This window comes from Nocardia salmonicida NBRC 13393, assembly GCF_001613085.1.
Taxonomy (GTDB): Bacteria; Actinomycetota; Actinomycetes; order Mycobacteriales; family Mycobacteriaceae; genus Nocardia; species Nocardia salmonicida.
Window position 1 is genome coordinate 244,207 of sequence record NZ_BDBR01000008.1, and the last position, 19,490, is coordinate 263,696.

A 19,490-nucleotide genomic window follows, 5' to 3' on the forward strand; every position below is an offset into this window, starting at 1 on the left:
CAGACTGGGGTGGGCCCCGCGGTGGTGGTGACAGGGTCAACCGTAGTCGGCTCCGGTTGTGACGTCGCAACAAGAACTCGATCGCGGCGTGTGATGCGGCGTCTCATCACAGACAAGATCGACGATACGGGACGCGCCGAGTCAGCGACCTGCGAGAAGGAGTTCGGCCACCCGGGTGTCGGTCTCGGCGCCGTCGGTGTAGCCGCCCGCTGCGCCGAGCGCGTTCATGATCGAGAGCGTGTACCGCTCGCCCGCCCCGGCGACGCCGACCGAGTTGACCACCCAACCATCGGCTTCGGCCGACCAGCCGTTCTTCAGGCCGGGCCGCATCGACGGACCCGCGCCCCACACGCCCCAGTGCTGATTGGAGTCGACCGAGCGCATCCGGTCGAGCAGGTAGGCGAGATCGTCGGGGTGCATGGTGTCGAGGATGGTGTTCATCAGCCGATCCAGGTCGGCGGCCGTGCACTTCTGGAACGACCAGTCCGGGAACACCGCGGTCGTGGTCGGCTGCGGGATCAGGCTGACCATGCCGTAGGCGCGGAACGCGTTGTTGTAGGCCATCCGGTCGAAGCCGATGTACTTCTGCCACAGCACGTCGGTGGCGTGGTCGTTGGAGGTGGCCAGCATCGCTTCGATGTTGAAGCGGTCGTCGGGGGACAGGCCGATGGCGCCGACGCGGGCCCGGTTGAGCAGATCGGCGGCGATGGCCAGCTTGATCGTGGAGGCGGTCCAGACCTGGTTCTCGGCGTGTTCGTTGGCGTAGATGCCGCCGGTCTTGCGGTCGCGCAGCACATAGCCGACGGCACCGGGGCGACCGGCTAGATAGGCGTCGGCCCGCGCGATCCGGGAGCTCATGTCGGCGTCGAACCCGGGCACCGACACCTGGGTCAACGCGGGTGGCGCGGCATAGGCCGGAGCCACGAGTACGGGGACGCCCGGAGTGAGGACGGCGGCGGCGGCGAGGAGACAGGCTGTTGCTGCTACTCGGGAAACGGCACGAGGGGAAGGAGAACGGTCACGCACGATGGACCACACTCGCACACCGAACGCCCGAGCGCACTACTTCACCCCAAATCCGGCCCCCGGCGACAGCGCTGTTGCGGCGCACGGGAATTGCGTGTCAGTGATGCGCGGCGTGCGGTGTGGCGATGGTGCAGCCGTTGAGGCGATGGCAGTGCTCGAACGCTTCGCCGTGCCGGTCCAGTGGCCACGAATGCAGTACCTGATCAGGCCCGTAGCGCCGGGAATTGACCAACTCCCAGCGCGCGCCCACTCGGCGGACGACGAAGCCGCCGCCGGGAACCAGGGGAAACACCTGCGCGATCATGAAACGAAACCAGCCTTTCGCCCGCGGCCGTACTGTCCCACCCGAACGGCAACGATCCCACGGTCGGCGTCGAGGGTGCCGCAGGCGTGGCCGGGACGCCTTGGGGTGTGGCGTATTTCACTAGCCCGGTCCAGTGGTGGTGGCGGGGTCGCGCGATTGCGGGTCGGTCGCTGGGCGTATAAACAACGGATGCCGTTGCACCTCCATCGCGCCGAACGCGCCGACGCGCTGGCCGACGGACTGGGGCGTTTGCTGGGGGCGGTGCCCGCCGATCCGTTCGTCGCGGATGTGGTCGCGGTGCCTGCCAAAGGGGTCGAGCGCTGGTTGGCGCAACGGTTGTCGGGTGTGCTCGGTGTGGTGGATGGCGGGCGTGGCCCGGTCGGTGACGGGATAGCCGCGAATATCGCCTTTCCCGCGCCTACCGCGCTGGTGGCCGAGGTGCTGGCCGGTGCGAGCGGGATCGCGCCCGCCGACGATCCGTGGGCCGGTCAGCGACTGGTGTGGACCCTGCTGCGGGTGATCGACGAGGTCGCCGACCAGCCGTGGGCCGCGGTGCTGGCTCGTCATCTCGGCCTTCCGGGGACCGATCACCGAGTCGGCAGGCGCTACGCCACTGCCGCCCACCTCGCCGCGTTGTTCGACTCCTACGCCGCCCAACGCCCGGGGGTGCTGCTCGACTGGACCGAGGGCGCGGACACCGACGGTGCGGGCGGGCCGGTGCCCGACGATCTCGCGTGGCAGCCGCAACTGTGGCGCGCGCTGCGTACAGCGGTCGATGCCCCGAGCCCGGCCGAACGACTCGCTGACGCCTGCGCCCGGCTCCGCGCCGCGCCGGACTCGATCGACCTGCCCGAGCGACTCTCCCTTTTCGGCCTGACCAGACTCCCCGCCGACCAACTGGCTGTCATCACCGCCCTCGCCGCCCACCGCGACGTTCACCTCTGGATGGCACACCCGAGCCCGGCCATGTGGACCGCCCTCAGTGATGCTCGCGCGGTCGCCGGCGTCGAGGCGAACAACGAGGGGACGGTCGGAAGTGGAGTTCGTCCACGCGCCGACGACCGCACCGCCGATCTGGTCTCCCACCCCTTGCTGTCGGGACTGGCCCGCGATGTCCGGGAGCTGGAGCAGCGCCTGAATCCGTTGTTGGACAGCGACACTCACCTTCCCGGTGAGACGGCCACGCACTCCCTGCTCGGTGCGGTACAGACTGCCGTGCGTGCCGACCGAGCCCCCGAACCGGGCGCGGAGCCGGACGGCAGTGTCGAGGTACACGCGTGTCACGGCCCGGCGCGGCAGGTGGAGGTGCTGCGGGATCTGCTGCTCACGACGTTCGCCGCGGATCCGACGCTCGAGCCGCGCGACGTGCTGATCATGTGCCCGGACGTGGAGGCGTTCGCGCCGCTGGTGCGGGCGGCGTTCGGGCAGCGCGGCACCGGGGTGGACCTTCCGGTCGAGGGCGAACATCCGGCGCACCAGTTGCGGGTGCGGCTGGCCGATCGCGGGCGGGCGGTGACCAACCCGATCCTGGCCGTGGTGATCGAGCTACTCGACCTGGCCGACGGTCGCGTCACGGTGACGCAGGTGCTCGACCTGGCGGCGAGCGAAACCGTGCGCCGCCGTTGCGGGTTCGACGACGACGACATCGAACGGCTGCGCGAGTGGGCGGCCGAGTCGGGCGCGCGGTGGGGGATCGGGCAGCGTCAGCGCGAGGCGTTCGGCCTCGCCGATTTCGCCCAGAACACCCTCAACGCCGCGGTGGACCGCATCCTGCTCGGCGTCACCGCCGACGAATCCGGTGACGACTGGCTCGATCTGGCGCTGCCACTCGACGATGTCGACTCCAACGACGTCGACCTCGCGGGCCGCTTCGCGGAGTTCATCGACCGACTCGCGGTCTGTCTGCGCGACCTGCGCGGCCCCCGCCCGGCCGTCGAATGGACCGCCGTGCTGCTGCGCGCCGTCGAACTGCTCACCGATGTGCCCGACGCGCATTCGTGGATCCGCACCGAAGCGCGCCGCGAGATCGTCGCCGCCACCGAACACGCGGGCGACACCCCGCTGCGCCTGGCCGACGTGGCGGTCCTGCTGACCAGTCGACTGGCAGGCGGCCCCGGCCGCGCGAACTTCCGCACCGGTGAACTCACCGTGTGCACCCTCGTGCCGATGCGGTCGGTGCCGCACCGCGTGGTGGTGCTGCTCGGCCTCGACGACGACGTCTTCCCGCGGCCCGGCAGTGTCGACGGCGACGACCTGCTGGCCCGCGACCCGCTGGTCGGCGAACGCGACGCGCGCAGCGAGGACCGCCAACTCCTCCTCGACGCCGTCATGGCGGCAGGCGACACCCTGCTGGTCCTGCACACCGGCGCGGACCCGGTCACCGGCGCCGCGCGTCCGCCCGCCGTCCCGGTCGCCGAATTTCTCGACGTGCTCGCCTGCCACGTGGGACCGGCGGCCATGGACGCCGTGCACATCCGTCACCCCCTGCAGGCCTTCGACCGCCGCAATTTCGCCCCCGAGAATCCGCGCAGCTTCGACACCGTCGCCCTGGCCGGTGCGCGCGCCGCCGCCCGCCCGTCACGGCCGCGGCCACCGCTGCTCACCGCGCCGTTGCCGCCCGCTCCCGCCACGGATGTCGCACTGGCGGAACTGATCTCGTTCGCCGAGCATCCGGTGCGCGCGTTCCTGTGGCAGCGGCTCGGCCTGCGGGTGCCCGAGGAATCCGAGGACATCGCCGATCAGCTCCCGATCGAACTCGACGGCCTGGCGAAGTGGGACCTGGGCGAACGAATGCTGACCGCCCGCCTCACCGGCGCCGACCCGGCAGGGCTGCGCGCCGCCGAATGGCGTCGGGGAACGTTGCCCCCCTTCGGTTTCGGGGCCAAGGTGCTCGACGAAGTGGAGGGCACCGTCGACACTCTCGTCCGCACCGCACTGCCCGACTACGAAGCGCCACCGCGCGCCGTCGACATCGCCATCGACCTCGGCAACGGCCGGACCCTCGCGGGCACCGTGCCCGAGGTCCGTGGGGAAACCCTGGTGCGCACCACCTACTCACGTCTGGCGCCGAAACACCGCCTCGCGTCCTGGGTTTCGCTGCTGGCCCTCGCCGCCATCGAAGACCGATCGTGGCAGGCGATCAGTACGGGGCGAGGTCAATTCCGTAGCAGGCCGGTGGCCAGATCGGTGATCACCGCACCCGAAGCGCCTGCCGCACTGGCGATCCTGCGTGACCTGGTCCGGTTGCGCGACGAAGGGCTGTGCGAACCGCTGCCCTGCGCGCCCGCCGCCACCGCCGCCTATGCCGAGCGCCGATTCCGCGGTGACAGCGTGGCCGACGCCCTGCTCGCGGCCGAACACTCCTTCGACGGTGGCCCCAACGGGCCCGACAAGTTCGGTGACCACACCGATCGCTACCTGCGCTATGTATGGGGCCGCGCACCCCGATTCGCCGGTCTCGCCACCGAACCCAGCCGACCGGGCGAGCCGGAGAGCACCCACTTCGGAGCTCTCGCGCGCCGCTGGTGGGCGCCGCTACTCGCCGCCGAGAGTCAGGGACAGCCGTGACGGGCACCGTATCGGCACCGACCGCGTTCGACGCCACGGGTCCGCTGCCCCAGGGCACCACCGTGCTCGAGGCCAGCGCGGGCACCGGCAAAACGCACGCCATTGTCGGGCTCGCGGTGCGATACGTCGCCGAGGCGGGTATCGCGATCACCGAATTGCTCCTGGTCACCTTCAGCCGGGCGGCCACCCAGGAACTGCGTGAACGCACCAGGGATCGTTTCGTCACGGTGGCGACCGCACTGGCCGAGCCCGACACGGCACGCCACCACCAGGACGAACTCGTTCGGGCGATGGCCGATGCCGACCCCGCGACCGTGCGGCTGCGCAGGCACCGCTTGCTCACCGCCCTCGCCGATTTCGACGCGGGCACCATCGCCACCACCCACTCGTTCTGTCAGCGGATGCTCGACGAACTCGGTCTGGCCGGTGAACACGATCCGGGCGCCCGGCTGGTCGAATCGGTGGACGAACTCGTCGCCACCGTGGCCGACGACCTGTATCTGGCCCGCTACGCCCGCGACCGCGCCCCCTTCACGGTGCGCGATGCCCATACCCTGGCGCTGGCGGCGGTGCACGACCGCCACGCCGACCTCGCGCCGCGCACCGACGGTGCGGCGGGGGAGCGTGTCGCCTTCGCGAGCGCCGTGCGCGCCGAAACCGAACGCCGCAAACGCCGTGCGGGACTGCGTGATTTCGACGATCTGCTCGTGCTGCTGCACGATGTGCTGGCCGACCCGGACCACGGGCCACGCGCCTGCGCCAGGATCAGGCAGCGGTACCGGGTGGCGCTGGTCGACGAATTCCAGGACACCGATCCCCTGCAGTGGGACATCCTGCGCCTGGCCTTCCACCAGCACGCCACCCTCGTGCTGGTCGGCGACCCGAAGCAGGCCATCTACGCCTTCCGCGGCGCCGAGGTGCTCAGCTATCTCGACGCCGTGGCGTTGGCGGACCGCCGCAGCGAGCTCACCCGCAACTGGCGCAGCGACGCCGGACTGCTGCGCGCCATCGACCACCTGTGTGGCGGTGCGGAATTGGGTCACCCCGAGATCAGCGTGTATCCGGTCACCCCGACCCGCCCGACGACCCGCCTGCACGGTGAACCCGAGACGATCAGTCCGCTGCGACTGCGGGTGCTGCCTCGGACCGGGGCCGGTCCGCGCAATCGGTCGGGGTTCCCGTCGGTGGGCAGACAGCGCGCCAAGGTCGCCGACGACCTGGCCGCCGACATCGTCACCCTGCTCGAATCCGGCACCGCCATCGATGCCAAACCCACACGCGGCGGGGATCATTCGCTCAGCGAGGTCGGCGACGGCCGGGTGCGCAGGCCGATCGGACCCGGCGATATCGCGGTGCTGGTCCGCACCCGATCCCAGATCGACGTGGTGCGTGCGGCGTTGGACCGGGTCGGGGTCGCCTCCGTCCTCGCCGGGGGCACCAGTGTCTTCGCGACCGTCGCCGCGACCGACTGGCTGTGGGTGCTGCGGGCCCTGGAACAGCCGCATCGCGGTGACCGGGTGCGCCTGGCCGCGTGCACACCGATCCTCGGCGTGACCGCTGCCGAGATCGACTCGGGCGGTGCCGATCTCGTCGGCCGGGTCTCGACTCAATTGCGCGACGCCGCCCGGTTGTTCGCGCGCGCCGGATTCGCCGCCGTGTTCGACAAGCTCGCCACCGAAACCGATCTCGCGCCGCGCCTGCTCGCGGTGGACAACGGCGAACGAGAACTCACCGACCTGCGTCACCTCGCGCAGTTGCTCGACGAGGTCGCGCTGGCCGAGGGACTGGGCCTGACCGCGCTCACCCGCTGGCTCGCCGACCGCGTGCGCGACCCGGAGGCCGGCAGCATCAGCGGTCGCAGCCGCAGGCTCGATCGGGACGCGGCGGCAGTGCAGATCGCCACCGTGCACGCCAGCAAGGGCCTCGAATTCCCCATCGTCTACCTGCCTTTCACCTGGGACAGCGCCAAGAATCCCTATCCCGCGACGCTGCTGTTCCACGACGACAACGGCACCAGGGTCCTCGATATCGGCGGCAAGGAGGCTCCCGGTTACGGCGAGCGCCAATTGCGGTGCGAGGCCGAGGAATCGGGGGAGGAGCTGCGGCTGCTGTATGTGGCGCTGACCCGGGCGATGTGTCAGGTCGTCGCGTGGTGGGCGCCCGCGGTGACCACCGGCGCCGCCCCGCTGCACCGAATGATGCTGGGCCGGCGGCCGGGTTCGGCGCAGGTACCGCGCCGGGCGGAGATCCCCGCCGATACCGCTGCGGCGCAGAGGATTTCCGAGTGGGCGGCGTCGGCTACGGACGTGATCTCGGTGACGATGGTCGATCGCCCCGAGGATGTCGCGCCCCGGCGGGTGCGCACCGAGCTGCCGACCGGTGAGCTGGCGGCCGCGGGGTTCACCCGCGCGCTCGACCAGCAGTGGCGGCGCACCTCGTACTCGGCGCTCACCGCCGGTGCGCACGACGCGCCAGGGGTGAACGACGAGGAACCCGAGGACGGCCCGGGTCCGGACGACGAGCCGACCGAGGCGCCGGTCGACGCCCTCACCGGCAGCACGGCCGCTCCGTCGTTGATGAACGATCTGCCCTATGGCGCCGAGTTCGGCACGCTGGTCCACGGCGTTCTCGAAACGGTCGATACCTCGGTGCCCGATCTCGCCGCCGAGGTCCACCGACGGTGTGTCGAGGCGGTCGAGCACACGATGGCCGAGCTCGACGTCGAGGTCCTGTCGTCAGCGTTGCTCGAAGTCCTGCGCACCCCGGCCGATTTCGGTTCCCTGGCCGCCGTCGCGACCCGGGACCGGCTCAACGAACTGGAATTCGAACTGCCGCTCGGCGGCGGCGATGCCCCCGGTGCGCGCTCGGCGGGGATGCACGCCATCGCCGCGCTGCTGCGCACCCACCTCCCCGCCGACGACGATCTGGCCGGGTACGCCGATCATGTTGCCGCACTGCCTGATACGGTGCTGCGCGGCTATCTCACCGGCAGTATCGACGCCGTCCTGCGGGTGCCCGACGGAACGGGTGGGCTCCGCTATCTCATCGTCGACTACAAGACCAACCGGCTCGGCACCGGCGACCTCACCGTCGAGCACTACCGTCGCGACCACATGGTCGCGGAGATGATCCGTTCGCACTATCCGCTGCAGGCGCTGCTGTATGCCGTCGCGCTGCACCGTTATCTGCGCTGGCGGCTGCCGGACTACGATCCCGCCCACCATCTGGGTGGGGCGAGGTATCTGTTCGTGCGCGGCATGATCGGCACGTCGACGCCGCCGGGCCACGGCGTTTTCGATTGGTACCCGTCCGCGCGACTCGTTGTCGCGCTGTCGGATCTGCTCGCGGGGCAGCGATGACCTCTATTCAGGTGGCGCAGCGGGGGACCGGATTGCTGCGGGTGTTCAACGAAGCGGGCGTCCTGTCCGCCGCCGACGTGCACGTGGCGGTGCGGTTGGGTCGGATGGGGCGCGAGGACAGCGAGGACGTGCTGTTCGTGGCGGCCCTGGCTGTGCGCGCGGTGCGCTCGGGATCGGTGTGTCTCGAGCTGGCTCGGATGCGTGAGATCGGCATCGACGCCGACGAAACTCGCGACGGCGCCACGGGAATCGACCCGACGACCCTGCCGTGGCCGGACATCGATCGGGTGCTCACCGCCCTGCGTCGCAGTCCGCTGATCCGCGGCGGGCAGTCCGGTCCGCTGCGCCCGTTGCGGATCGTCGAAGCCGACGCCGAGGGCGGCGCGCTGCTCTACCTCGACCGGTACTACCAGCAGGAACAGACCCTGCGACGAGTGCTCACCGAACGCAGTGCCGATCACCCCGCGATCGATACCGAACTCGTGCGCGCACAACTGGATCGGCTCTTCGCCGACCCCCTCGGCGACGGTCCCGACCGGCAACGCTTGGCCGCGGCCCTCGCCGCGACCCACTGGACCACCGTCGTCGCCGGTGGTCCCGGCACCGGCAAAACCCACACCATCGCCCGCATCCTGGCCCTGCTCACCGCCCACCGCGGGGCCTCGCCGAAGTTGCCCGCCCTGCGTATCGCCCTCGCCGCGCCCACGGGCAAAGCGGCGGCCCGGCTGCAGGAAGCGGTGCGCGAACAAGCCGCCGTCCTCGGCCTGCCCGAACTCACCGCCTCGACCCTGCACCGTCTGCTGGGCTGGCAACGTGGCCGCACCACCCGATTCCGCCACCACGAACACAACCGCCTGCCCTACGACGTCGTGGTGGTCGACGAGACCTCGATGGTGTCGCTGACGATGATGAGTCACCTGTTCTCGGCCCTGCGCCCCGATACCCGCCTGGTGCTCGTCGGCGATCCCGACCAGCTCGCCTCGGTCGACGCGGGTGCGGTGCTGGCCGACCTCGTGGCCGGACCGGTCAGCGGTGCGCCGAACGAGGCGCTGCGTGCGGTGCTGGGCGAGGTGGACCTGCCCGGTGCGCAGGCACCCTCGCTCACCGACCTCGAACAGCGGCGTCTGCAAGGCGGGATCGTTCGATTGACCAGGGGTAGAAGGTTCGGCGGGCGCATCGCCGACCTGGCCGTGGCCGTTCGCGCGGGCGACGCGGACACGGCGTTGGCCATTCTGCGGGCGGGCGGAGATGATGTGTCGCTGTGCGCCCCCGACGACACCCGCGCTGTCCGGGCGGATGTGACAACCGCCGCCCTTGCCGTCACCGCCGCCGCCGAGGCGGGCGACGCGAGCGGGGCGCTGACCGCACTGGAGTCGCACCGATTGCTCTGCGCCCATCGCCAGGGCCCCTTCGGCGTGGAACGCTGGGACCGGATGGCGGCCGAGTGGGCCGCGGCCGGTGGCGCGGGACCCGAAGGGCCGCAATCGGTCTGGTACCCCGGCCAGCCGCTGCTGGTCACCGCCAACGACCACGAGGCCCGGATCTACAACGGCGACACCGGCGTCATCATCCGCCGCCCCGACGGCTCTCTGCGCGCGGCCCTGCAACGCGGCAGCGAGCCCTATCTGGTCCACCCGACTCAATTCCCCGCCGTGGTCACGGTTTTCGCCATGACCATCCACCGCAGCCAGGGCAGCCAGTACGACACCGTCTCGGTCGTCCTCCCCGAACCCGAATCCACGTTGCTCACCAGGGAACTCCTCTACACAGCCATCACCAGGGCCCGCACCCATGTCCGGATCATCGGTACCGAGGACTCCATCCGCGCCGCGATCGGGCGCCGCGTCCTGCGAGCGAGCGGCCTGTCCAGAACTGTTGCGCCACAGGAATAGTCGCTGGCTTTCCGGGTCTCGGACGTGTTGTTCGAAGTCGCGGTGCGCGGTCGCTCGTGGTGAGCGACCGGATCCCGATGCGTCAGCGAGCTGAGCTGCGCGACCAGTTCCAGGACCACCACTGGTCGTCGTCGAGGTCGTCGAGGACGGGGGTTTCGATCCGGGTGCGGAGGTTGTCGGGCAGCGGGTCGAGGGCGGGGAGGATATCGGGGGAGAGGTTGCTCAGGTAGTCCGCGTCCAAGCGGCCGCTGGTCTGCCAACGGTCGATATTGCGTTCGGCGACAAGGTGTTCCGGGTTCAGCAGCGCCAAGGCGATGAGGGTGCCGAGTGCGGTGCCGATCGCGGCGCGCGGCACCCAGCTCCAGCGCAGTCGCGCGATGGCGATCAACACGAGGACGTAGACGAGGCCGACCCAGAGCTCGCACGTGGTCACCAGCAGTCGCAGCACAGTGAACCCGTAGGCCTGCTGATAGGTCCACATCCGGCCGAGCGCGGAGCACACGATCACCAGCGCCAGCACGCTCACCGCGCTCAGCAGGATGCGCAGCGACCGGCGGTCGGCGGCGGTTTCCTGCACCGACCAGTGCAAGACGGCCAGAATCACGGCCAGCGTCAGAATGCTCACCGCTGACAACTGCCAGAAACCGCTGCGCGCGTACTCGGCGTAGGTCAGACCCGCGGTGCGCTGCACGTAGTCGTCGCCGCCGAACAGCGCGACGAACTGCGCGCCGACGAACACCGCGAACAGCACGGTCAACGCCCCGACGGGCAGCATCCACTCACTGCGCGACCACAGCCGCACCGGCCGCACCGAATCCGCCGCGTGCGCAGGCGGCCCCGCCAGCAGATACAGCGCCGCCAGCACGCCCACCATGACGACCGCGAACAGGAGGATCCACTGCCACGCCGCCGGAGCGTCCACGGTCGGAACGACCCCGTTCAACAGCTTCGCGAAGGTCGCGTCCGCCCCGCCGAGCAGGGGCACGAACACCACCAGCAACGCCGCGGTCGCGGCTACCGACACCCCGTACCGACGGACAGTGGAGGTCCCCGTCGACCGCGACTCCCGCAACCCCGAGAACGCCCACGGCACAGCGCCGAACGACGCCAACGGCACCGCGAACATGTCGTGCACGATGCCGCGCACACTGCGTCGTCCCAACACCGCCAACGACCCGGCGACACACGCCGCGATCACACACAGTACGAACAGCCATCCCGCCGCCCGGACCGTCCCCACACCGAGCAGCACAATCGCCGCCGTCGCCCACCAAGCCCGATCACCGATCGAAACGGAGTGGGAAGCGACCTCGTTTTTCGCGGACTTCACGCCGTCGTCGGCCTCGCCAACCGTGGGTCGGTCGCTCGTGGGATCGGCCGATCGATCGGTGGGCGTGCGTCCGTCGCTCGTCGCGGCGTTCGCGGGCGCGGTGTTGTCGCCCGTGCCCGTCTCCGCGGTGCGGCCCGATGCGGTCTCTTCAGTGACTGCCGCTCCCTCGGTGTTCGGCGCTGCGAGACCGTCAGATGCTGAAGGTGTCAGTGGCTCAGCAGGTTTCGCGCCAGGAACTTGGCCCGTGGTCGGCACCGCCGCACGCGGAGCGGTCGCAGGTGGTCCTCCGGCAGTCGGAGCCGAATCCGATGCGCTCTCCTCCGGCGTTCCGCGCGACCGGGCGCGATAGTCGACCGCGCAGAGGGCTCCGGTGATGGCGACACCCGTGATCAGCCAGCCGATGCCGGGACGGTCGAGCGGGATCACGGTGGCGCCGACGATTCCGGCGATGGCCGCGGCGGGGAGGACGCCGGGTGGGCGCGCTACGCGCTGCCAGCGTGGGGGGACAGGCGGAATGGGCGGTGGCATGACGGTTGGCGACATCGTCGGCCAAGCGGCGGCTCGTGCGGCGTCGGGCCCGGGATGAACGGTGGTGCGACTCGCGGCGAGCAGGGTCGCGAACGGCACCGAGTCGGCGGGGCTCTGTGTCGCAGGCGATGCTGCGTCCGGCTCCGGTGCCGTGGTCTTGGTGAGCACAGCTGTCGACTGGGTACCGGGGCTTGTCGCACCGCCATCCACCTGCGGATCGCTCCCTGCCTCGGATGAAACACCGGAGTCGGGCACGATCGGCTTGTTCGCTGGGGCGTCTGCCGACTTCCTGGATCCCGTTGTGCCGGTTACTGTCACGGCATTGCTGGCGACAGCGTCGGGGGGCGAAGCAGTCGCGGTCGTCTCGGTGCCGTGCTCACCGGCAACGGCCTGTGTAGCGGCATTTCGGCTGTCGGCCGGGATCGGTCCCTCGGCTATCGGCTTGTCGGACATGGATTTCCCCTCCTGGAGGTGTGCGGATTCGTCCCGGCACCGAGGTGCCGGGAGGGTGATGTGGATGTAGGGGTCAGTCCGTGGGGAGGACGACGCGCATGCGCGAGCCGGGGTCGGCGACGGCGATGGAGCCGCCGTGCAGGTCGATCACCCAGCGGGCGATGGCCAGGCCGAGGCCGGTGCCGCCGCCGTCGGTGCGCCCGCCACGGGTGAAACGGTCGAAGACGGTGGCGCGCTCGGCTTCCGGAATGCCGGGGCCGTCGTCCTGGATCTCGAGGACGGTCCCCTCGGGTCCGGTCGACGCCGAGACGCGGACCTCACCGCCGGACGGACCGTGCCTGGCCGCGTTGTCGAGCAGGTTGAACAGCACCTGGTGCAGGCGCGCCCGGTCGGCGAACACGGTCGCGCAGGCGGGTTCGATCGAGGTGGTGAACCGGACGCCGCGGCCGAGCGCGGCGGTCATCACCTCGGCTTCGGCGATCACCTCCGCCAACAGTGGTGTCAGCGGCAGGATTTCGCGATCCAGCGTGAACGCCCCCGCCTCGATGCTGGACAGGTCGAGGAGTTCGGAGACGAGTAGACCGAGGCGTTCGGTCTGGGCCAGCGCGGTGCGCAGCGTCGCCGGTTCGGGTTCGCTCACCCCGTCGACCAAGTTCTCCAGGACGGCGTGCAGTGCGGTCACCGGGGTGCGCAGCTCATGGGACACATTGGCGATGAGGTCACGACGTTGCCGGTCGGCGGCGGCCAGGTCGGCGGCCATCTGGTTGAACGCCGTCGCCAGCTGACCCACTTCGTCCTGCGAGGTTGCCCGCACACGAAAGCTGTAGTCGCCCTGAGCCATCCGCCGAGCGGCCGAGGTCATCTCGCGCAGCGGGCGGGTGATCCCGTGCGCGAGGAACTGTGAGGTGAGCAGCGCGATCCCGATCGCGGCCACGGTGGTGCGCGGCGGCAGCCAGCCGATCTTCAGCCGGAAGTACCCGAATGCCACACCGCCCGAACACAACATCAACACGGCCAGTTTGAGTTTGATCGATCGCAGTCGGTCCAGTGGCCGCGGCAGCACGTCGGCGATCCGGTCCATCAACGCGGCGGTGCGTTCCGGCGCCGTCATCGGGCGTCCAGGGCATACCCGACACCGTGCACGGTCCGGATGAGATCGGCGCCGAGCTTGCGTCGCAACGCTTTCACATGCGAATCCACCGCCCGGGTGCCCGCCGCGTCGGACCAGTCCCAGATGTCTTCGAGCAGCCGTTCCCTGGCGAGTACTGCTCGCGGACGTTGCGCGAGTCGCGTCAACAGGTCGAATTCCAGTGGGGTGAGCCGTGCCTCGGTGTCGCCGCGCCACACCCGGCGCTCGGCGAGATCTATGCGCAGATCGCCGACGACGATGCTGTGGTCGCCACGCTCGGCGGCGCGGTCCACGCGCCGCAACAGCGCGTGCACGCGGGCGGCGAGTACCCGCATCGAGAACGGCTTGGTGAGATAGTCGTCGGCGCCGACTCCGAGCCCGATGAGCTGGTCGGTCTCGTCGGTGCGCGCGGTGAGCATGAGGACGGGCACAGGGCGCTCGGCTTGAATCCGACGGCACACCTCCAGCCCGTCGAACCCCGGCAACATCACGTCGAGGACCACCAGATCCGGTTCCCCCGCGAGGGCCGCCGCCACCGCGGCGGGCCCGTCGTGTGCCAGGTCGACGGTGAACCCTTCGGCCCGCAACCTGGCAGCCACGGACTCGGCGATCGTCACCTCGTCATCGACCACCAGGATCCGGCGTACCGCCTGTCCTGTCCCGCCCCCACTGTTCTCCATGGTGCGACCCTAGCGAGCGGGTGTGGAGGGTTGCGTCGCCAAATGTGGAGATTCTGTGTGGAGTGCACCCGCTGCCGCGGAACCCGAGGCGCTACGGATCCGGGAAGAGACCGGGCAGTTCCATCGCGTAGGCGAGATCGTCGCGGGTGCCGAGGGTGACCAGCAGGACACGGATCATGGTCACCCTGGCCTCGGACGCCAGCGCCGGATCGGGATCGCTGCCCGGCTCGCTGCCCGCGGTGAGCCGGTAGACGATGTATTCACACACGTGCAGCGCCGCGTCCAGATCGAGCGGTGCGGGCACCGGGCGGCCGAGGTCGCCGAAGGTCTTGCGCACCAGATCGCGGATATCGTCGAGCGCGCGTTCGCGGTAGCCCGAGACGACCGAAGCGGGATCGTGCAGCTCGGCGAACAAGGGGCGCAGCATCGGGCCGTGCCCACGGGCCCAGTCCACATACGCGTCGATGAGCCGGATGCCCAGCTGAACCGGTTCGTCGGTTCCGGCGAGTGCCTCGCGGATGCCGCCGACGAGGCCGTCGTTGGACGCGTCGAGCACCGCGTGCAGCGGCTCGGACACGTTGCCGAAATAGCGGTAGAAAGTGGGTCTGGCCAGCCCGGCCTCTTCGATGATCTGGGCCACGCTCAACCCGCGCGAGCCGGTGCGCGCGAACACCGCGGCGGTCGCCTCGACGATCCTGGCGCGCACTTCCTCGGCCTGCTCCTGGGTCTGCGGCGGGCGCCCGCGACGTACCGCCGTCGATTCCTCGGTCATCGCACCTCCCTCACCGCTGGTGAACACACCTTGAAAGCTTGACACGAACCCTGGCGCTGGCATTAATCTAACACTAGTGTTCAGTAAATAACCTGAACGTGCGCGACCTGTTCCGCGCGATCCATCTGTTGAGGAGAAGGGCCGACAATGACGACAGCCCCAGAGCTGACCGCCGAACCCACCGCGCTGCCCACCGCGCTGGTCAAGCCCCTGTTCGAACGCGGAGTCGCCGGCGGCGCCCCGTCGGTTCCGGTCTTCGCCCCGGCTACCGGCCACAAGATCGGCGACCTGCCGCAGTCCTCGGTCGCCGATATCGAGCGCGCCTTCGCCGTCGCCAGGCACGCGCAGCGCGACTGGGCCAAGGTGGGCGTCAAGCAGCGCGCCGAGATCGTGCGCCGCTTCCACGACATCGTGCTCGCCGAGCAGGACACGATCCTCGACATCGTGCAGACCGAGACCGGCAAGTCCCGTCCGCACGCCTTCGACGAGATCGCCGACGTGGCGCTGAACGCGCGCTACTACGCCACGGTCGCCCCCAAACTGCTCGCCGAGCGCAAGCCGCGCGGCGTGCTGCCGGTGCTCACCTCGGTCGAGGTGCACAACCGGCCCAAGGGCGTCGTCGCGGTCATCTCGCCGTGGAACTACCCCCTCGCGCTGGCGGCCTCCGACGCGCTGCCCGCCCTGCTCGCGGGCAACGCGGTCATCGCGCGCCCCGACAACCAGACCGCGCTCACCGCACTGTGGGCCATCGACGCCGCCGAGCGGGCCGGGCTGCCGCGCGGTCTGTGGCAGGCGGTGCTCGGCCGTGGCCGCGAGATCGGCGGCGACGTGATCGCGCGCGCCGACTACGTCGACTACACCGGTTCCAGCGCGACCGGCCGGACCATCGCCCAGCAGGCCGGTGAACGCCTGATCGGCTACTCCCTCGAACTCGGCGGCAAGAACCCGCTGCTCGTGCTGGCCGACGCCGATGTCTCCAAGGCGGCGAAACTGGCTGTGCGCGCGTGCTTCTCGTCGGCCGGTCAGCTCTGCGAGTCGATGGAACGCATCTACGTCGACGCCTCGGTCTACGACCAGTTCGTGGCGGAATTCGTCGGCAACGTCAAGAACATGTCGCTCGGCGGCGAACTCGACTACAGCCGGGACATGGGTTCGCTGACCTTCCAGCGTCAGCTCGACACCGTCAGCGGCCACGTGGACGACGCGGTCGCCAAGGGCGCCAAGGTGCTCGCCGGTGGCCGTGCCCGCCCGGATCTCGGTCCGTACTTCTACGAGCCCACCGTCCTCGCGGACGTGGCGCCCGGCATGACGGTCTTCCGCGAGGAGACCTTCGGCCCGGTCGTCTCGGTGTACAAGGTCGACTCCGACGAGGCCGCCGTCGAGGCAGCCAACGACACCGCCTACGGCCTCAACGCCAGCGTGTGGAGCCGGGACGTGAACCGTGGCAAGGAAGTCGCCGCCCGGATCAACGCCGGTTCGGTGAACGTGAACGAGGGCTTCAGCGCCGCCTGGGGCAGCGTCGACGCGCCCTCGGGTGGTCTCGGCATCTCCGGTCAGGGGCGTCGCCACGGTCCGGAAGGCCTGCTGAAGTACATCGACACCCAGACCATCGCGGTCCAGCGGCTGCTGCCGATCGCGCCGCTGCCCGGCATGTCCGAGCAGATGTGGGCCAAGACGATGACGGTGGTTTTCGGTGTCATGAAGACACTGCGCCAGAAGTAGCCGAACACGAGCAGGGGTAGGTAGCGAGAGATGAAGTTGGAAACGGTCGCAGGCAAGCGGGTTCTCATCACCGGCGCGGCGATGGGGCTCGGGAAGTTGTTCGCCGAGAAGGCCGTTGCCGAAGGCGCCGACGCGGTCGTGCTGTGGGATATCAATGAGCTGGCGCTGCGCGAGACGGCGGCGCAGCTGACCGCCGCGGGCGGCAAGGTGCACCACTATGTGGTGGATGTGTCCTCGCCGGACTCGATCCGCGAGGCGGGCGAGGCGGTGCGCAAGGAAGTCGGCGGCATCGACATCCTCGTCAACAACGCGGGCATCGTGCGTGGCAACACCTACTTCTGGGAAACCGAGAACCGCGCCGACATCGACAAGACGATGGCGATCAACTCGTTGGCCCCGATGTACGTCACCCTGGAGTTCCTGGCCGGCATGGTCGCCGGTGCGGGCCAGGCGCGCGTGCTCAATATCGCGTCGTCGGCCGGTCTGGTCGCCAACCCGCGCATGGCCGTCTACGCGGGGTCGAAGTGGGCGGCGCTGGGTTGGTCGGATTCGGTGCGTCTCGAGCTCGAGCAGGCGGGCCACGACCACGTGAAGGTCACCACGGTCTGTCCGACCTACATCAACACCGGCATGTTCGACGGCGCGAAGGGCATTCTGTTCACGCCGATGCTCGAGCAGCACGAGGTCGTCGACACCTCGTGGTCGGAGATGAAGAAGGGCGGCGCCCTGGTGGTGCTCCCGTGGACCTCGAGGATGAACCGGGCACTGACCGGTCTGCTGCCGATCAAGATTCGCGACTTCTACCTGAACGCGGTGGGCGTGTACCACTCGATGGATCAGTTCACCGGGCGCAAGTAGGCATTCGGTGCGGGTGCCCCCGTCGACCGGTCGCGAAGGCGATCGTTCGACGGGGGCATCGTCGTTTGTCGGGCGGCGGTGGTGGGGTCGTGATCAGCGAGGATCCCGGGTACCGATGACCACGGTGGCGTAATACTCCTCGGACTCCGACACGTGGGGCACGAGACCGTGCGCGGTGAGCACCGAGCACGCGATATCGACCTGTCCCGCACCGGTTTCCACCAGCACGGTGCCGCCCGGCGCCAGCCATGCGGCCGCGCCCTCGGCGACCCGCCGGAATACGTCGAGCCCGTCCTCGCCACCGTCGAGCGCGGCCAGCGGCTCGTGCTCGCGTGCCTCCGGCGGCAGGTCCGCGACCCGGGCACTGGGCACATACGGTGTGTTCGCGAGCAGGATGTCGATGCGCCCGCGCAGGTCACCCGGCAGCGCGTCGAACAGATCGCCGCCGAACACCGGTGCGCTCATCGGCGCGAGATTCTCGCGGGCGCAGGCGACGGCCACGGGGTCGATATCAGCGGCGACGAGCTCGACGTCGCAGCCCCGCGCCGTGAGCTCGGTCGCCGCGCTCAGCCCGAGCGCCCCACAGCCACAACACAGGTCGACCACACAGGCTCGCTTCGTGCCGGGCGCGACACCGTCGACCGCCTGCTCCACCAGGAACGCGGTGCGCTGACGCGGCACGAAGACCCCCGGTCGCACGCCGACCCGCAGTCCCCGGAATTCCACCCAGCCGAGCAGATATTCGAGCGGAGTCCCCGAGACCCGTTGTCCCACCAACGCGTCCAGTCGCCGAGGATCGCCTGCCGCCGCCTCGATCAACAGCGTGGCCTCGTCCTCGGCGAACACGCATCCCGCACGCCGCAACGTCACGACCACCTCGGGAAAACCGGAACCGCTCATGCGCCGATTGTTCCTGACCTGGCAAACGAATTTTCACCGCAGGCGGTGGTCGCGACGCAACGGCTCAGCGCGAAGTGTCCAGTTCGAAGGTGCGGGTCGCGTCGAGGTAGATCCCGCGCTGGGCGCTGCGCGCGGGCGGGGGCAACTGGGAAACCAGCTGTTCGAGCGAGGTCATCGCCCCGACCACCTGCGTTCCCGCCACGATGAAGTCGGCGACCGCGCGGCGAATGTGGTTCGGGGAGGTCACCACCACCGCGCTGGTCGCTCCGAGATCACGCAACAGCCGGGTACTGAACAGCGCGTTCTGCACCGTCGACCCGGCCCGATCCTCCACATGGATCCGATCGCCGGGCAGCCCGCGCGCGGTCAGCCAGCGCCGCATCGCCTCGGCCTCGGAGATGCCGTTCTGCGGATTGCCGCCGGTCACGATCACCGGGGAGAACGGCGCGGCGATCGCCTGCATCCACGCCGCGGTGAGCCGGTTCTCCAGCTCCGGTCGCAGCGCGCCGTCGGGCAGCAGGCCGTAGCCCAGGACCACGATGCCGGTCTGCGGACCGACCAGCGCGGGCAGCGGGTTGGGCAGGGTGGCGGCGGCAGCGGTCACCGCGTGCAGCACGTGGTTGGTGCGCGCCGCCATGCCCGCGTCGATTCCGCCGAGCCTGGTCAGTGCGTCACCGACCGCGGCCGGATCGCCCGCGTAGTGCGACCAGATCGCCTGGAGGGCGAGCGCGTCGGCATCATGGGGATCGGCGGCGATGAGGGCGCGGAGGTCGGCACGTCCGGCGGCGTCGTCACCGTCGGTGAAATGCCGTTGCGCCGAGTTGTAGAGCGCTGTCACATCGGCTTCCGCGGCGGCTGGGCCCACCGTGACGCCCGTCAATGCGGCGGTCGCCAGGACAGCGGCGGCCAGTTGTTTCCAGTTCCTCGAGATCTTCAAGTCAGTCGCAACCCTTCCCGCGAACGGTTCGGT

Annotated in this window: 13 protein-coding genes; 5 read left to right on the top strand and 8 right to left on the bottom strand. The window is 70.0% G+C overall.

Annotation, left to right across the window (positions count from 1 at the left end):
• Nucleotides 1–141: 141 nt before the first annotated feature.
• Both NS1_RS08970 and NS1_RS08975 read right to left on the bottom strand, forming a co-directional pair.
• Nucleotides 142–858, bottom strand: a complete 717-nt coding sequence (locus NS1_RS08970; RefSeq protein WP_062983535.1) for a serine hydrolase — start codon at nucleotides 856–858, stop codon at nucleotides 142–144.
• Between the two features lie 265 nt (nucleotides 859–1,123).
• A complete protein-coding gene (locus NS1_RS08975; protein ID WP_056810106.1) occupies nucleotides 1,124–1,330 on the bottom strand; it encodes a hypothetical protein in 207 nt (68 codons plus the stop codon).
• A gap of 189 nt (nucleotides 1,331–1,519) precedes the next feature.
• On the opposite strand from NS1_RS08975, the gene recC reads away from it, so the two are divergent.
• From recC to recD, 3 genes are read left to right on the top strand one after another with little or no spacing between them, the layout of a single operon-like run.
• Nucleotides 1,520–4,897, top strand: coding sequence for an exodeoxyribonuclease V subunit gamma (gene recC, locus NS1_RS41550; protein WP_062983247.1), 3,378 nt, complete (start codon nucleotides 1,520–1,522; stop codon nucleotides 4,895–4,897).
• Complete coding sequence (locus tag NS1_RS08985; protein ID WP_062983249.1) at nucleotides 4,894–8,256, top strand: UvrD-helicase domain-containing protein; 3,363 nt, start codon at nucleotides 4,894–4,896, stop codon at nucleotides 8,254–8,256. The genes recC and NS1_RS08985 overlap by 4 nt, the downstream gene beginning before the upstream one ends.
• Complete coding sequence (gene recD, locus NS1_RS08990) at nucleotides 8,253–10,148, top strand: exodeoxyribonuclease V subunit alpha (protein ID WP_062983251.1); 1,896 nt, start codon at nucleotides 8,253–8,255, stop codon at nucleotides 10,146–10,148. The genes NS1_RS08985 and recD overlap by 4 nt, the downstream gene beginning before the upstream one ends.
• 82 nt (nucleotides 10,149–10,230) lie before the next feature.
• On the opposite strand, the gene NS1_RS08995 is transcribed toward recD, so the two are convergent.
• The 4 genes from NS1_RS08995 to NS1_RS09010 all read right to left on the bottom strand — a co-directional run bounded on the left by NS1_RS08995 (nucleotide 10,231) and on the right by NS1_RS09010 (nucleotide 15,040).
• A complete protein-coding gene (locus NS1_RS08995) occupies nucleotides 10,231–12,459 on the bottom strand; it encodes a DUF4153 domain-containing protein (RefSeq protein WP_255284466.1) in 2,229 nt (742 codons plus the stop codon).
• A gap of 73 nt (nucleotides 12,460–12,532) precedes the next feature.
• On the bottom strand, nucleotides 12,533–13,570 hold the full coding sequence (locus NS1_RS09000; RefSeq protein ID WP_062983253.1) for a HAMP domain-containing sensor histidine kinase: 1,038 nt from the start codon (nucleotides 13,568–13,570) through the stop codon (nucleotides 12,533–12,535).
• Nucleotides 13,567–14,268, bottom strand: a complete 702-nt coding sequence (locus NS1_RS09005) for a response regulator (protein WP_157125136.1) — start codon at nucleotides 14,266–14,268, stop codon at nucleotides 13,567–13,569. The genes NS1_RS09000 and NS1_RS09005 overlap by 4 nt, the downstream gene beginning before the upstream one ends.
• A gap of 91 nt (nucleotides 14,269–14,359) precedes the next feature.
• Nucleotides 14,360–15,040: a TetR/AcrR family transcriptional regulator gene (locus NS1_RS09010; protein WP_062983542.1), complete on the bottom strand. Its 681-nt coding sequence runs from the start codon at nucleotides 15,038–15,040 to the stop codon at nucleotides 14,360–14,362.
• A gap of 147 nt (nucleotides 15,041–15,187) precedes the next feature.
• Between NS1_RS09010 and NS1_RS09015 the strand changes: the two genes are divergently transcribed.
• Nucleotides 15,188–16,762 (top strand): succinic semialdehyde dehydrogenase, encoded by a 1,575-nt coding sequence (locus NS1_RS09015; RefSeq protein ID WP_056810091.1) that lies wholly within the window; start codon nucleotides 15,188–15,190, stop codon nucleotides 16,760–16,762.
• A 30-nt stretch (nucleotides 16,763–16,792) separates the two neighbouring features.
• Complete coding sequence (locus tag NS1_RS09020) at nucleotides 16,793–17,620, top strand: SDR family NAD(P)-dependent oxidoreductase (RefSeq protein ID WP_062983255.1); 828 nt, start codon at nucleotides 16,793–16,795, stop codon at nucleotides 17,618–17,620.
• A gap of 93 nt (nucleotides 17,621–17,713) precedes the next feature.
• Here NS1_RS09020 and NS1_RS09025 read toward each other — a convergent pair whose 3' ends face one another.
• A complete protein-coding gene (locus tag NS1_RS09025; RefSeq protein ID WP_062983256.1) occupies nucleotides 17,714–18,520 on the bottom strand; it encodes a putative protein N(5)-glutamine methyltransferase in 807 nt (268 codons plus the stop codon).
• Between the two features lie 64 nt (nucleotides 18,521–18,584).
• Nucleotides 18,585–19,457, bottom strand: a complete 873-nt coding sequence (locus tag NS1_RS09030) for a YdcF family protein (RefSeq protein ID WP_062983258.1) — start codon at nucleotides 19,455–19,457, stop codon at nucleotides 18,585–18,587.
• Between the last annotated feature and the right edge of the window lie 33 nt (nucleotides 19,458–19,490).

Excerpts from the sequence above, each read along its gene's own strand:
- NS1_RS08970 (WP_062983535.1), bottom strand. The coding sequence starts at position 858 with ATGAGCTCCCGGATCGCGCGGGCCGACGCCTATCTAGCCGGTCGCCCC.
- NS1_RS08975 (WP_056810106.1), bottom strand. The coding sequence starts at position 1,330 with ATGATCGCGCAGGTGTTTCCCCTGGTTCCCGGCGGCGGCTTCGTCGTC.
- recC (WP_062983247.1), top strand. The coding sequence starts at position 1,520 with ATGCCGTTGCACCTCCATCGCGCCGAACGCGCCGACGCGCTGGCCGAC.
- recD (WP_062983251.1), top strand. The coding sequence starts at position 8,253 with ATGACCTCTATTCAGGTGGCGCAGCGGGGGACCGGATTGCTGCGGGTG.
- NS1_RS08995 (WP_255284466.1), bottom strand. The coding sequence starts at position 12,459 with ATGTCCGACAAGCCGATAGCCGAGGGACCGATCCCGGCCGACAGCCGA.
- NS1_RS09000 (WP_062983253.1), bottom strand. The coding sequence starts at position 13,570 with ATGACGGCGCCGGAACGCACCGCCGCGTTGATGGACCGGATCGCCGAC.
- NS1_RS09005 (WP_157125136.1), bottom strand. The coding sequence starts at position 14,268 with ATGGAGAACAGTGGGGGCGGGACAGGACAGGCGGTACGCCGGATCCTG.
- NS1_RS09010 (WP_062983542.1), bottom strand. The coding sequence starts at position 15,040 with ATGACCGAGGAATCGACGGCGGTACGTCGCGGGCGCCCGCCGCAGACC.
- NS1_RS09015 (WP_056810091.1), top strand. The coding sequence starts at position 15,188 with ATGACGACAGCCCCAGAGCTGACCGCCGAACCCACCGCGCTGCCCACC.
- NS1_RS09020 (WP_062983255.1), top strand. The coding sequence starts at position 16,793 with ATGAAGTTGGAAACGGTCGCAGGCAAGCGGGTTCTCATCACCGGCGCG.
- NS1_RS09025 (WP_062983256.1), bottom strand. The coding sequence starts at position 18,520 with ATGAGCGGTTCCGGTTTTCCCGAGGTGGTCGTGACGTTGCGGCGTGCG.